Origin of the sequence: Actinomyces minihominis (genome assembly GCF_900187855.1) — a bacterium.
Taxonomy (GTDB): Bacteria; Actinomycetota; Actinomycetes; order Actinomycetales; family Actinomycetaceae; genus Scrofimicrobium; species Scrofimicrobium minihominis.
Genome location: NZ_FYEG01000002.1, coordinates 131128 through 144592, shown reverse-complemented (window position 1 = coordinate 144592; position 13465 = coordinate 131128). Strand labels below are relative to the sequence as shown.

Below are 13465 nucleotides of genomic sequence, written 5' to 3'. Positions count from 1 at the left end.
AACCTCAGCCGACATAACCTCTTTAGCGTAGTCGAGAGGCAACTAGCTGGGTGACGATGATCCCCTCTGCCCCCACATCCAAAAGGGCATCCATGACCTGATTCATCTCTCGACGTACCACCACGACGCGGACAGCCTTCCAGTCTGATTCCGCCAGAGTTGAAACTGTAGGTGACTCTAAACCGGGAGCAAGTTTCGCAGCGGCTTCAAGGTTATCGGTACGAATGTTGTAGTCAATCAGGACATGATCGCGCGCGACGATGACTCCGCGAAGTCTTTGCTCCAGGACCCTGAGTGCCGGATCGGAGAGGTGCTGGGGGGCGGTAATCAAGATCGCTTCGGACTCTAGAATCGTCGGCCCGAACACGGTGAGGCCGGCAGCCTTGAGGGTGGAGCCTGTTTCTACAACATCGGCTATGGCATCGGCTACCCCAAGCTGCACCGAGGACTCAACGGCACCATCCAGGTGGATGACCTGAGCCTCGATCCCTCTGGCCCGGAGGTACTCGGTGACGAGGCGATCATATGAAGCCGCAATTCGTCTGCCCTGGAGTTCCTCGAGGGCGGTGATCTCGGAGGCCGGCGCTGCAAAGCGGAATCGTGAGCGACCAAAACCGAGCCCGAGCATCTCTATCGCCTCGGTACCCGAGTCAAGCAGCAGATCACGGCCGGTGATTCCCGCTTGGATACGGCCCTGGCCGACGTAGACGGCAATATCTTTAGGCCGGAGGAAGAAGATCTCTACGTCGTTGGCAGCATCGACGAGAACCAGTTCCCGGCCTCGCCGGCGTGTTCGGTAGCCTGCTTCAGCAAGTAGCTCTACGGCGGACTCGGACAGGGAGCCCTTGTTGGGCACAGCAACTCTCAACATGGTTCTCACAGGTGTTTGTAGATGTCATCAAGGGAAAGATCTTTCGCGACCATCATCACCTGGAGGTGATAGAGCAGCTGGGAGATCTCGAGGGCCAGGTCGTCTCGGGACTCATACTCTGCAGCCATCCACACCTCTGCAGCTTCTTCGACGATCTTCTTACCGATGAAATGCACGCCCGCATCCAGCTCACGAACAGTTCCCGAGTCTTCTGGTCGCTCGGTGGCCTTGACTTGCAGTTCCGCAAAGAGGTTCTCGAAGGTGGTCATGGGAAAACACTAACGGCTTGCGAACCACCCGGGGGGAGCTGTCCGCGGGAGCAGACTCTAGTTAGTTGCGAAGTCGTTGGTGACGGTCCGCTTGACCTCTTCCGGAGGAATCGCCTCGGAGAGAACCTGGGAGAGGAAGACCCCCATGGCATCCCAGGTCTCAAGGTCCTGTAGTCCAGAGGCTTTTCCTGCAGAATCGCGCCACAGGGGCAGTGTGGCTTCGAGAACTGCAGAGGCTCCCGCACGGGTCTGCGGATCTTTCAGGGCCGGATCCCACGAGGTGGTGACCTCAAGGGCGTGCTGGGGATTATGAAGTACACGGGAGGCCCCGGCGGTGATTGAGTCAACCACGGCTGAGGCAAGTTTGGGGTTAGCCTCCAACCACTTACTGGTGGTGACAATCGACGCCCCCACCAGGGGGGTGGGTCCGTCGGTGAGAGGGATGACCCGGATGGGAACACTGAGCTCTTCAAGCTGCACGACATCTGAGTTGGTGAAACCGACAATGGCATCCACACTGGAAGAAGCAAGTGATGCCGCCTGGGTGAAGCCGACCGGCACCACCGTGATGTCTGAGCGAGTTAGATCGGCACCCTCCAGGGCGGCAAGCAAGCCGAACCAGTTCGAACCGAACTCACCCGGTACCCCGACCGACTTACCCTTTAGATCAGCAACAGTTTCGATGCCACTGTCTTCACGCACGACGATCACCACCGGGTAGTCGTGGTAGTAGGCACCGATGGAGACAAGGTCCATTCCCGCGGTGCGGGCCTGGAGCACCTCGTCACCACTGGCGACCGTCACATCCTCGTCCCCTGACATGAGGGCGGTGAACAGTCCCTCATCGGCGCCGTGATGACGCACGGTGACCCCGACCCCAGCGGCGCGGAAGATTCCATCCGTTGCAGCTACGTAGACGGGTGAGAACTGCACATTGGGAACATAGGTAAGGCCGATTGTCACACCCTCTCCGCCGGTGCCAATGTCAATAGACTCCCCTTCCAGGGATGACTGGCCCGTACCTTCGACCACGCCGGGGCCGGAAACACCGGCTCCGGTGGAGCAACCTGCTGCAACAAGCAGTGTGGCTGCCACCGTTCCGAGAAGTGCAAGTGGGTGCCTAACCCTTGTTCCAGAGGAAGAAAATATACTGCTCATTGGGAAACACTTTCTACTGGGCGCATCGTGCGCTCGGGACGGATATCACGGCGGGCCCGGCGTTCGACTCTATAGATCACGCCATACAGGCTCATGGCAAGCACGGCGAGGACAAAAACGGTGACAAACATGCCGGCTGTGTCGAGGTTGTGGCGCTGCTGGGTGAGGACTTGGCCCAATCCAGAACCGCCCATCACCATCTCACCCACAATGGCCCCGGTGACAGACAGTGCAAAGCCGTTGCGGATGCCGGCGAGCATGGAGGGAGCCACAAGAGGCACCTCTATGTAACGGATCATCGCCAAGCCGTGGGCGCCATCAAGGGCCGCGGCATCGAGAACATCCGGGTCCATTTGGCGCAGGCCGACAGTTGTCGAGACGAGGACCGGAAAGAAGGTAATCAGTGCGCAGAGCACAATGATCGGGGTAAAACCATTGCCCATCCAGAGGACGAGGAGAGGTGCAATGGCGATAGCAGGAATCGCCTGGGTGGCTCCAAGGAAGGGTTCGACACCAGCTCTGATGAACTCAAAGTTGAAGATGCCCCAGGCAAGGGGCAGGGCAACAGCCGTTCCGAAGACAGCGCCAATAACAGCTTCACCGGCGGTGACTGCAATGCGCTCCCACATCCACCCCTCACTGAGGAGGGTGGTCAGTTTGCTGATGAATGCAGCGGGAGTGGGAAACACCCAGGGTTCGATGTCCTGCACCGCGGTCAGGAACCACCAGAGCGCGACAATGATGATCACCAGGGTCAATGGGGCTACCCAGTTGAGAGATGGTGAGGGCGACTTCCTCTTGCCGGCCAACGCAACCTTTCCGCGCCGGGGCAGGGTGACGTCAAGTATCCTTGACCACCCGCTCCTCCCATCCGGACTTTAACCGTCGGTATCGGAGTTTCACCGATTCAACCGCCTGTGGCGGGTCGCGGACTATAACCGCCGGCTCGGACTTTCACCGACCCCGGAGCTGCGCACCCATTATGTCATGGAGCGCCAACTCCTCGAAAGAATCGCCCTACGCTGTTGGCTAAGCCTGGTAGAAGCGTGTTCCCCGCAGGATACGTTCGGCTTCAGAGCGCAAGAACCTGATCTCTGCATCAGGGTCACTTGACCCAAAGACCGCGGAACCCGCAACAAAGACATCCGCACCTGCTTCGGCGGCTCCGATGATGGTCTTTCGATCGATGCCGCCGTCAACCTGGATCAGAACCTGTGCCCCACTAGCGGTTACTGCCTCTCGGACACGGCGAATCTTGGGCAGGGTTGCATCGAGGAAACGCTGCCCCCCGAAACCTGGTTCGACCGTCATGACCAGGACCATGTCGAACTCATCAATGAAGTCGAGGTAGGGCCCGGGGTCAGTTGAGGGACGAAAGGCAACGGAGGCCTTCGCACCCGCCGCGCGAATCCTGCGGGCCAGGGTGATGGGAGCCGTGACAGCCTCGGCATGAAATGTCACTGATTTGGCTCCGGCATTGGCATAGTCAACCGCCCAGCGATCGGGGTCCTCGATCATCAGGTGTGTGTCAACCGGGAGACCACCGTGGCGAACGGCGGCCTCAACAACCGGCAGACCCCACGTCAGGTTCGGTACAAAATGACCGTCCATGACGTCAACATGAACGAGGTCGGCGCTGGCGATTCGATCGAGCTCGCTGTTGAGCAAACCGATATCACAGGAGAGGATCGAGGGGGCTATCTTTACGTGCATCTATCTTGCCTAACGTTCGTCAAAAGGTTCTAGTTGCGGCGCAGGAGCGCGATAAACATGGCGTCGCTGCCGTGGCGATGGGGCCAAAGTTGCACCGTCTTGGAGGCTGTTTCATCCCCACCACCCAGTCCCAGATCCTCGGGGACCATTTCTTGGGCCAGCTTGGAGGCATCGAGAAGTTCAACCAGACCGGTCGCAATGGCCTCGTTGACCTGAGCTAGGGTTTCCGCGGTGTGGGGCGAGCAGGTGACCCAGGCGATCACGCCCCCGGGTCGTGCGAGGCGGATGCCCGCCTCAAGCAGCTCTTTTTGGAGTGGAACTAGCTCGTCCAAGTCACTCTGGTGGTGACGCCAACGCGATTCGGGGCGGCGGCGCAACGAGCCCAACCCAAGGCAGGGTGCGTCGACCAAGACGCGGTCAAACTGCTGATCAACCTGCAGTTTCCGTCCGTCCGAGTTTGTCACCGTCACGTTGTCAACAGCCTGCACTGAACGCTGGACCAAGCGTGCTCGAAGCGGGTTGACCTCGTTGGCAACAAGTTGCACCCCGCGGTCGGCGCCGAGGGTGGCCAGAAGGGCGGACTTGCCCCCGGGGCCCGCGCAGAGGTCAAGCCAGTTCTGATCTGGACCGTCTAGGGGAGCCTCGGCAAGGAGAATGGCGGCCAGCTGAGACCCCTCGTCCTGGACGGCGGCCTGCCCCCCTCTCACGGACGGAAGTGCCCCCGGGTCTCCCCCACTATCGAGGACGACGGCAAACTCGCTCAGCATCCCCTGGCGCGTCCCAACTCCGAGTACATCCTCGACTTCCTGGGCCAGGGCGCCGGGACTAATCAGTCCGGGGCGGGCCACCAGGGTGACATGGGGGGCCTGGTTGTTGGCCTCGAGGGCCTCTGGGAGATCGGTACGGGGAAGCCCCCGCGCGACCAGAGCATCCCCGATGGCGGAGACAATCCATCCCGGATGCGAGTGCACGGTGGACAGCCTGGTCTGTTCATCGCCAATCAGGGCGCCCCTCTCGAAGACAGCTTCCTTCCCCTCACGAAGGAGGGAACGGAGGATAGCGTTGACGAACTTTGAGGGACCTTCACCCGTCAGTTTCCGCGCAATTTCTACCGTCTCTGACAGCGCGGCATGGTCCGCTACACGCATGAAGAGCAGCTGATAGGCGCCCATTCGCAAGCAGACCAGCACCGGCGTGTCGAGGTCGACCAGGGGCTTCGAGCTGTGCTTTGCCAGGGCAAAGTCGAGAAACCCCTGCTGGCGGATAGTTCCGTAGGTGAGTTCCGAGGTGAATGCGGCATCGCGGTAGTCAAACTTACGGTTCTTCGTCTGCTCGGCGCGCAGCGCCTTCGGCAGAACCAGGTTTGCAAAGCGCCCCTGCTCCTCGACCTCAATCAGCACCTCTGCTGCCACCAGGCGGGCTGGATCAACCCGGTTGCTTCCGTGCGCCATCTACTTCCCCTCTTCCCTCTTCCGTCCCAGTCGCGCGCCTTCTTCGAGGCGAGCCCCGCGGTACCAGTCGATCGCTGCCATCTGGCGCTTCCCAGCGGGAGCCACCTCACGAAGTGCAACCTGGCCTTCACCGCAGGCCACCAGGACCTGCTTCCCAGTTGAGGATACCGTCCCCGAAAGCCCCGTCGACCCGGTCGGTTCAACCACCGTGGCGCCGCTGATCTTCATCACCGAACCATCTGGCAGTAGAGTCCAGGCGCCGGGATCCGGCGAGACTGCGCGTATCTGGTCCTTGGTCTCAGTCGAGCTTCGAACGAAGTCAACGAACCCGTCCTGTCGCGAAAGCTTGGGGGCAAGCGAAACGCGGGTGTCGTTCACACCCGTGTCCTGAACGGTTGCAACCGCCCGCCCCGAGGCGAGAAGATCAACGACTTCGGTGACCTGTTCTGCGCCGGAAAGAGCCATCTTCGCCAGGGCTTCACCGGAGGTAATCTCTGGACCGAGGTCGTGCTTCTCCCTGGAGAAAACGGGGCCGGTGTCCATTCCAGCTTCGAGTTGGAACACCGAGCTGGTCAGGGAGGTGTCACCGCGAAGTAGTGCTCGCTGAACCGGGGCTGCCCCCCGCAGATCGGGCAGATCGGAGAAGTGCAGGTTGATCCATCCGAGGGGCAGAGCATCAAGAAGGTGCTGGGGCAGGAGGGCGCCGTATGCGACCACCACCCCGAGGTCTGCACCTAGGGAGGTGAGCCATGCCAGCGACTCTTCGGATGCCGGCCGCTCCGTCTCAAGCAGAGGCAGCCCGACCGAGTCGGCAAACTGGGCAACATCGCTGGCTATGAGGGCCTTGGAGCGACCACGTCGCTTGGGAGGACGCGTGATAACCCCAACGACCTCGTGTTCCGACTCATAGAGCGCTCGAAGGGTGGGTACGGCCACCGCGGGCGTCCCGGCAAAGACAACTCGAAGACTCAAAGCAGTTTCATCCTTCTTCTACTATGGTGCTGGATCGACCAGCGAATAGGGGTTGACATCGAACCGAGGAAGTATGCCACCGTCCCGGCTGATAGAACGGCGCGCCAATCCAAGTGCCAGCATCAGTGCCTGGATCCTACGCGCCTCTACCGACAGAACCACTTTCTCAAGGGGTGCACCATCCTCCCCCGTAAGGCTTGATTGACCGAGCAGTGCAAGATCGGGAAAGGGTTTCCCGGGGAGGTGCAGTTCAGGGGCGCCAATAGCCCGCGCTGCCGCATCAAGTTCCAACTTGATGCTTCGAGGTGGGCCTTCGATGGAAACGACCCATCTGGCCGGGGGGAAACCCAGCTCCATGCGGCGCTGCCATTCCTCCCGGGCAAAGGTCCCGGGACTCCATCTAACCAGTGAGTCCAGCAACGCCGGTTGAACTTCTCCCACCAGCAGCGCCGATGAACGGGGGCGACTGAGGGCGAGTGCATCCATCCACCGCCTCATCGCCTCCAGTGCCCCATCAAGGCTGTTGCGGTAGGCGACGCCACTTGCCCCGGTGATTATCACCGCAACGTATCCCCCGTCCGCAACTGGCTCAGCGCCCGGTGTTGCGACCACGACCTGGGGCTCACTATCGACGCGTTGGAGCAGGCCGGCAGTTGAAGAGGATGCAGTGACCCGTTGGTCTGGGAATGCGCGGGCCAGCTCATCGCGGATTCGGTCGGATCCTATGCGCACGTAGCCGTCCTCGGTTTCCGTCACCGCTCCGGCTGCTGGAACGTGGACGAGGACGGGACCCATCTCAAGTCCCGTCCTGATCATGCGGTAGGCGGCTTCTGGAAGGCGGGTAAATCCGGTCGGACCCTCCCTTTCGGCCGAGAACGAGTCGAACATTGCCACCCGGGGCACCGTGGAGAGAACCTCCTCTTTCGTCGGAACCAGTTCCTGAGCCCATCCGGTCTCTACCAGAGCCTGCGACTTGACGGAACGGGCGTAGGCAAGAGAGGTCAGTCCAAGGTGTTCCTTGTGACTTCGTGAAACAGCGATGTCGAGGGCGTCGTACCTCGGGGTTCTCTGCTCTCTGTACCTGTCATCTCCGTCATCCCAGATGACAATGCTTCCGAGGTTGGGAAGCGGGGTCCACACCGCAGATCGGGAGCCAACCACCACGTCGTAGTCTCCCAGTAGTGCACGAAGGTAGCCGCGGTAGCGCCGGTCGGGACTCTGCTCGGCATCGATGTGTCCCACGCGAAGGTCAGTCTCACGCGCAAGCCCTTCGGCGAAATCCTGACTGGTTCGAGCCGTAGGTGCGAGGACGAGAACGCTCTTACCCTCGTTGACAACTGCGAGGACCCGCTGACGAATCATTGCATCTCGGTGGCTCGGCAGAACCGTTGCAACGGTCCTGAGCTGCGTACTGGAGCGAGTCGGCTCCGGGGCCTCCCGAGCAAATGCTCCAAGACCGTCACTTCTAGCCCGGGTGATCTCATCCGCCAGGGACTTCTCCACGCGCGCTCGCCTCGGAGGCACGACAAAGGAGATGAGTTGGCTTCGCGTCACGCAGTAGCGCACGGCGAGATAGTCAATCGTCTCGAAAAGCCGTTCGGAGAGGACTGGGACTTCAGTGACGAGCTTGATGATCGGTTGCAGTCGCCCCTCGAAGGTGTTGGTGGCGGAAAGATGGCGAACGTATCCCTCGGTGCGACGACGTCCAAAACGTACCTGGACGCGTGTTCCAACCGCTATCGCTTCTCGGAGCTCCTCGGGAACTGAGTAGTCGAATGGCTCATCTAGGTGCGGAGCATCAATATCAACGATTACCTTCGCGAAAGCTCGTTCCGGGAAGCTCTCTAACTCTTCCAGCAGGTCTGGGTTAGCATCGGATGGTTGAGACACTGGCTCCCCTTCCTGATGCAGAAAATCTAAACCTTCGCGGCCTCAAGCAAAGCGTCTGTGCGATCCAGGTTTTCCCATGTGAATCCTGGACGACCGAAGTGTCCGTAGGCCGCCGTATCTCGGTAGCGGACCGCACTGGTGTCCAAGAGACGCAGATCCTCAATGATACCGAGGGGGCGCAGGTCGAACACGTCTTCGATAACACGGGCCAAAGCTGCTTCTGGAATCACCCCGGTACCGTAGGTATCCACCGTAATCGAAACCGGACGGGAGGAGCCAATGGCGTAGGCCAGTTGAATTTGGCAGCGCCTGGCGAGGCCTGCAGCCACCACATTCTTGGCTATCCATCGGGCAGCGTATGACGCCGAGCGGTCAACCTTTGACGGGTCCTTACCGGAGAAGGCTCCGCCACCGTGCGCCGCACTTCCGCCATAGGTATCGACGATGATCTTGCGACCGGTCAAACCCGCGTCCGCCGCCGGACCACCGATAACAAAGCGCCCGGATGGGTTGATCAAACGAACCGTGTTGCTGAGGTCGAGGTCGAGCCCGTTCTCCTGGAAAACGTGATCGATCACGTGGGTCCCAACGAGTTCTGCGAGTTCGCCCTCTCCCAGGTTCTCGACGTGCTGAGTAGACACAACCACGTTGTCAATCGCGACCGGGCGGTCCCCTTCGTAAAGGAGGGTGACCTGCGTCTTGCCGTCAGGAAGAAGCCCTTCAACCACGTTTTCCTTGCGGACTTCAGCGAGTCGCATGGCCAGTTTCTGGGCCAGCCAGATAGGAGCGGGCATGAGATCAGGGGTTTCATCCGAGGCGTAGCCAAACATGATGCCCTGGTCGCCGGCCCCCTGAATGTCGCGTGGGTCCACCACCTCGTCGAGAAGACCGCGACTCTCAAGGGATCGGTTCACTCCCCCGGCAATATCGGGGCTCTGCTGGCCGATAGCGACCGAGACCCCGCAGGAGTTACCGTCAAAACCGGCAAAATGTGAGTCGTAACCGATGTTGACGATCTCTTCGCGGACCACAGCCGGGATCTCGACGTAGGCGTCGGTGGTGATCTCTCCGACGACGTGAACCAGACCCTTGGTAGCTACGACTTCGACAGCCACGCGAGCGGCCGGATCCTGTTCAAGCATCTGGTCAAGAATGGCATCTGAAACCCGGTCACAGAGCTTGTCAGGGTGCCCCTCTGTCACAGATTCGGAGGTAAATGGGCGCAGCGCACTGGACACGGTCAGTCCTTCTCTTTCAAAATATCGATAACACGAGAGAGCAGATCTGCTGCCACCTGGTCCTTTGAGCCAGACGTCTCTCCCGTTAGGATCCCGTCGGAATCAAAGAACAGCAGGGTGTTCGGAACATCTCCGAATCCAATTCCCTCCCCCACCTGATTCACGGCGAGTAGATCTGCCTTTTTGGCGCGTGCCTTGACCGCGCCAAACTCCAACACCTCTGCCTTCGAACCGGTCTCAGCGCCGAAACCGACAAGAGCTGCGGGCCGATTGGCCGAGCGTGCGACCGCGGCGAGAATATCTTCAGTGCGAGACAGTTGAAGGGTCAGTGTGTCGGAGTCCCCGGTCTTTTTGATCTTGGAGGAGCTGAACTGGGACGGGGTAAAGTCAGCGACCGCGGCGGCCATAACCAGTACATCAGCGTCTTCAACAGCGCGGTGCACTGCTGTCGCCATGTCCCCTGCGGACCGTGCCTCAATCACGGTTAACCGCTTTCCGGTTGGCAGGGGGGCAGTCATTGCAGCCCTAATTAGAACCACTTCCGCCCCGAGGTCGAGCGCAGCCTGAGCGAGCGCCACTCCCTGGTAGCCGGAGGATCTGTTGGTCAGGAAACGAACCGGGTCAAGAGCCTCTTCGGTGCCTCCGGCTGTGATAACTACGCGGCGCCCGGTGAGAGCACCTTCTTCACTGCGCTGCTGGTGGTGATTCCAGAGGGCCAGGGCGGCCTCGGTGATAACGGCGGGATCCGGGAGACGGCCGGGACCGGTATCACCGGAAGAGAGTTCCCCTGTGGCCGGATCCAAGACGGTGAAATCCCTGTCCCGAAGTACCTGGACATTCTCTTGTGTCGCAGGATTGAGCCACATCTGGGTATGCATGGCCGGAGCCAAGAGGACGGGAGCGGCTGATGCTGCCACGACGGTGGTGAGCAAATCATCGGCAATCCCGCTGCGAATCTTGGCAAGAAGATTAGCGGTCGTGGGTGCAATGACGATGAGATCGGCGCGTCGGGCGAGTTCAATATGACCCGGACCCACAGCTGAGAACACACTGGTGGTTACGGGGTTCTCAGAAAGTTCACTCCAGGTGTTGGCGCCGACAAAATTGAGGGCCGACTCGGTGGGGATGACATGGACTTTCCAACCCGCACGTCGGAAGTCGCGTACAACAAACGCAACCTTATAGGCGGCAATTCCCCCACCAATACCAATGACAACGGTGGGGGTGGCCCGGCTACTAGTCGTTGCTTCCAAGTTCCAGCTTGTCTTCCACGATCTCACGAAGGGAGATTGCCAGGGCCTTATCGTCGGCCTCAAAGGGCACAACGGGGCCAACAGTCTGGATCATGTTCGACTCAAGCTGCATGCGGTATGAGTTGATCTGGCGCGCCCGTTTGGCGGCAAGAATCACCAGGGCGTACTTGGAATCGGCGCGCTCAAGCAACTCATCAATGGGCGGGTAGGTGATGCCTTCTGGTTGGGCAACGATTCCCGACATAGTTTCTCCTCTTGCCCGCTACGTGCGGATTAGTCGTGCGGACTTGTGCCCGCATACCGTCGTCATTCTAGTTCAGGCCCATGGCCTCAGCCAGCTCCACAGCTGTGCGATCGACATCATGGTTGACGATGACAACATCGAACTCTCCGGCAGCTGCCAGTTCCTCACGGGCAGTGCGCAGCCTACGGGCCTGCTCTTCAAGAGTCTCGGTCCCCCTGGAAAGGAGACGCCTCTGGAGGTCTTCCCACGCTGGTGGCTCAATAAAGATTGAACGGCACCCGGGGACCTTCCTTTTTACCTGGCGGGCTCCGGCTAGATCCACTTCAAGTAGGACCGGCAGGCCATTCTCACGTTGCTCATCCACCCACGCTGCCGGGGTGCCGTAGCGGTTCTGGTTGTGCACCATGGCCCACTCAAGCAGATCGCCGTTGTCGACCATTCGGTCGAACTGAGCATCACTGACGAAGATGTAATCCACACCGTCGACCTCCCCGGGCCTGGGCTCACGGGTGGTAACCGAGATCGAAAGTGTAACCTGCGGGTGCATCTCACGGAGACGACGCACCACGGTTCCCTTGCCAACGGCAGTGGGACCAGCGACTACAAAAAGTGGAGCGGCATTCATGACCCAAGATTGGCACAAAAGAGACTCACGAGAGAACTTTTGCGTCGCCCGTCACGTTTTGGCCAGGTAGGCCTAAGTCTGCGAGCAGCTCCCCGGTTTGGTTGACTTCGTTACTCTCCAAAGATCCCCAGCAAAGCCTCTCGCTGCACTCGACCGAGCCCACTGACGCGGCGAGTCTTGGAGATCCCCACCTCTTCCATGATCTGGTTCGCGCGGTGCACGCCGATGCGCGGCATCGACTCGAGCATTGCCTGGGCCCTCATTCGGCCCAGTGCCTGGTCGGCATCTGCCTCGGTGAAAAAGTCCTCTAACGACAGGTCACGACTTTTGAGTTTCTGTTTTACAAGAGCCCTGCGCTGGCGAGCGGCCGTTGCTTTAGCCAGTGCTTCTTGCCGCTGGTCTGCGGTCAGTTTTGGAAGTGCCACGTCCATCCCCCTTTGGCGGTGCTATAACACCACTAACCCTAGGGCACGCCGGGGAGTTACGCGCGAGATAATCCTTAGGAACAGATCTGGAGCAGGCTAGTACTCATCGAGAAGCTCGTCGAGCAGTCCATCCACGTCGAAGTCGGCTTTGGAGAGGTCATCGAGTGACAGTGCGGGCTGTGGATGGGGCTCAGGCTCAGTCTTTTCGCCCTTAGTGGCCGGGGTCGCTACGGCAACTTCCTTGCGGATCGCGTCGAGAACGGCGTTGACATAGGCGGGAGACGTGTCGGTCGAAATCTGTTTGACAACGGAAACGGCCTCGTCGATAGCGGAGATAGGGGGAACCTGTTCGCTGTTCGACGTCATCTCCCACACTGCAACTCGCATGACCGCCAGGTCCACCGCCGGAATGCGATCGATCCCGGCCCCCTTGGCGTGGGAGCGAATAAACCGATCAATGCTGTCGAGGTCGCCTGCAACGCCCTCGACAATAGCCACTGTGTACGCGGGAAGGGGTGAGGGCGCCGAGTTGACCATCTTGCGCTCTTCAAGGAGGTCGAGAAGGTCAACCTGTGAGGAGATAATCCCCCTCTGGTCTGCCTCAAAAAGGACCTCCGCAGCGCGCTTACGAGCCTTGGTCCTTGACGTGAACCTGCCGCGTTCATGTGCCACCGGGATCACCCGTCCTTTCGTTACGTGAGTTGGGGTACCGCTGCAGTGCTTTATGGCGGTACCCCAGTTTGTCCTAGGAGGACTTGCCTTGAGTCGGCGGGCGAAATCTAGTCGTTGACGCGACCGAGGAAGTCACCGGATCGGGTATCCACCTTGATCAGGGTGTCCTCATCCATGTAGAGAGGCACCTGGATCTCATATCCGGTTTCGAGAGTCGCAGGCTTGGTACCGGCAGATGAACGATCGCCCTGCAGTCCCGGTTCGGTGTGGGTGATGCGCAGGTTTACCGAAATGGGAAGCTCGACAGAGAGGACCTGGTCACCGTGGAAGGAAACAACTGCCCTTTGGTTCTCAATCATGAAGTTGCGGGCGTCCCCAACGATGGTCTCTGAGAGGGGAAGCTGTTCGTAGGTGGAGTCGTCCATGAAGACATAGTCTTCACCGTCGTGGTACAGATAGGTCATGTCACGGCGGTCGACAGTCGCGGTCTCTACCTTGACGCCGGCATTGAAGGTCTTGTCAACCGTCTTGCCCGATAGAACGTTACGGATCTTGGTACGAACGAAGGCCGGTCCCTTTCCTGGCTTGACGTGCTGGAACTCAACCACCTGCCAGAGGTTCCCGTCGATGACGAGGATCATTCCGTTCTTGAGGTCGTTCGTTGTTGCCACAGATGCTACTTTC

15 protein-coding genes and 1 riboswitch are annotated in these 13465 nt (G+C 59.9%); all 15 genes read right to left on the bottom strand.

Features of this window, described 5'->3' with window-relative positions:
• Positions 1 to 22: 22 nt before the first annotated feature.
• Entirely contained in the window at positions 23 to 871 is an 849-nt protein-coding gene (gene hisG / locus CS903_RS02725) for an ATP phosphoribosyltransferase (protein WP_099332246.1), read from the bottom strand.
• Between the two features lie 5 nt (positions 872 to 876).
• A complete protein-coding gene (locus tag CS903_RS02720; RefSeq protein ID WP_099332021.1) occupies positions 877 to 1140 on the bottom strand; it encodes a phosphoribosyl-ATP diphosphatase in 264 nt (87 codons plus the stop codon).
• A gap of 57 nt (positions 1141 to 1197) precedes the next feature.
• On the bottom strand, positions 1198 to 2298 hold the full coding sequence (locus tag CS903_RS02715; protein WP_099332020.1) for an ABC transporter substrate-binding protein: 1101 nt from the start codon (positions 2296 to 2298) through the stop codon (positions 1198 to 1200).
• Positions 2295 to 3047: an ABC transporter permease gene (locus CS903_RS02710; RefSeq protein ID WP_370737641.1), complete on the bottom strand. Its 753-nt coding sequence runs from the start codon at positions 3045 to 3047 to the stop codon at positions 2295 to 2297. The genes CS903_RS02715 and CS903_RS02710 overlap by 4 nt, the downstream gene beginning before the upstream one ends.
• Positions 3048 to 3153: 106 nt before the next feature.
• A riboswitch (FMN riboswitch) is annotated at positions 3154 to 3273 on the bottom strand.
• 54 nt (positions 3274 to 3327) lie between these two features.
• The gene (rpe, locus tag CS903_RS02705; RefSeq protein WP_099332018.1) at positions 3328 to 4011 is read right to left on the bottom strand and encodes a ribulose-phosphate 3-epimerase; all 684 of its coding nucleotides are present in this window, start codon (positions 4009 to 4011) and stop codon (positions 3328 to 3330) included.
• Positions 4012 to 4040: 29 nt separating this feature from the next.
• The gene (locus CS903_RS02700; RefSeq protein ID WP_099332017.1) at positions 4041 to 5462 is read right to left on the bottom strand and encodes an RsmB/NOP family class I SAM-dependent RNA methyltransferase; all 1422 of its coding nucleotides are present in this window, start codon (positions 5460 to 5462) and stop codon (positions 4041 to 4043) included.
• A complete protein-coding gene (fmt, locus tag CS903_RS02695; protein ID WP_099332016.1) occupies positions 5463 to 6434 on the bottom strand; it encodes a methionyl-tRNA formyltransferase in 972 nt (323 codons plus the stop codon).
• Between the two features lie 21 nt (positions 6435 to 6455).
• Complete coding sequence (locus tag CS903_RS02690) at positions 6456 to 8324, bottom strand: primosomal protein N' family DNA-binding protein (RefSeq protein WP_099332015.1); 1869 nt, start codon at positions 8322 to 8324, stop codon at positions 6456 to 6458.
• 26 nt (positions 8325 to 8350) lie between these two features.
• A complete protein-coding gene (metK, locus tag CS903_RS02685; protein WP_099332014.1) occupies positions 8351 to 9562 on the bottom strand; it encodes a methionine adenosyltransferase in 1212 nt (403 codons plus the stop codon).
• A 2-nt stretch (positions 9563 to 9564) separates the two neighbouring features.
• Positions 9565 to 10815 carry a bifunctional phosphopantothenoylcysteine decarboxylase/phosphopantothenate--cysteine ligase CoaBC gene (gene coaBC, locus CS903_RS02680; RefSeq protein WP_099332013.1) on the bottom strand — a complete coding sequence of 417 codons (1251 nt, stop codon included), beginning with the start codon at positions 10813 to 10815 and terminating at the stop codon, positions 9565 to 9567.
• The gene (gene rpoZ, locus CS903_RS02675) at positions 10799 to 11059 is read right to left on the bottom strand and encodes a DNA-directed RNA polymerase subunit omega (RefSeq protein ID WP_099332012.1); all 261 of its coding nucleotides are present in this window, start codon (positions 11057 to 11059) and stop codon (positions 10799 to 10801) included. The genes coaBC and rpoZ overlap by 17 nt, the downstream gene beginning before the upstream one ends.
• A 67-nt stretch (positions 11060 to 11126) precedes the next feature.
• Positions 11127 to 11684 (bottom strand): guanylate kinase, encoded by a 558-nt coding sequence (gene gmk / locus CS903_RS02670; protein ID WP_099332011.1) that lies wholly within the window; start codon positions 11682 to 11684, stop codon positions 11127 to 11129.
• A 110-nt stretch (positions 11685 to 11794) separates the two neighbouring features.
• Positions 11795 to 12109, bottom strand: a complete 315-nt coding sequence (gene mihF / locus CS903_RS02665) for an integration host factor, actinobacterial type (RefSeq protein ID WP_099332245.1) — start codon at positions 12107 to 12109, stop codon at positions 11795 to 11797.
• A 96-nt stretch (positions 12110 to 12205) separates the two neighbouring features.
• On the bottom strand, positions 12206 to 12781 hold the full coding sequence (nusB, locus tag CS903_RS02660; protein WP_099332244.1) for a transcription antitermination factor NusB: 576 nt from the start codon (positions 12779 to 12781) through the stop codon (positions 12206 to 12208).
• A 107-nt stretch (positions 12782 to 12888) separates the two neighbouring features.
• Positions 12889 to 13452, bottom strand: a complete 564-nt coding sequence (gene efp / locus CS903_RS02655) for an elongation factor P (protein WP_099332010.1) — start codon at positions 13450 to 13452, stop codon at positions 12889 to 12891.
• Positions 13453 to 13465: the final 13 nt, after the last annotated feature.

Coding starts and splice junctions, on each gene's coding strand:
- rpe (WP_099332018.1), bottom strand. CDS start 4,011: ATGCACGTAAAGATAGCCCCCTCGATCCTCTCCTGTGATATCGGTTTG.
- CS903_RS02715 (WP_099332020.1), bottom strand. CDS start 2,298: ATGAGCAGTATATTTTCTTCCTCTGGAACAAGGGTTAGGCACCCACTT.
- CS903_RS02720 (WP_099332021.1), bottom strand. CDS start 1,140: ATGACCACCTTCGAGAACCTCTTTGCGGAACTGCAAGTCAAGGCCACC.
- CS903_RS02700 (WP_099332017.1), bottom strand. CDS start 5,462: ATGGCGCACGGAAGCAACCGGGTTGATCCAGCCCGCCTGGTGGCAGCA.
- rpoZ (WP_099332012.1), bottom strand. CDS start 11,059: ATGTCGGGAATCGTTGCCCAACCAGAAGGCATCACCTACCCGCCCATT.
- hisG (WP_099332246.1), bottom strand. CDS start 871: ATGTTGAGAGTTGCTGTGCCCAACAAGGGCTCCCTGTCCGAGTCCGCC.
- gmk (WP_099332011.1), bottom strand. CDS start 11,684: ATGAATGCCGCTCCACTTTTTGTAGTCGCTGGTCCCACTGCCGTTGGC.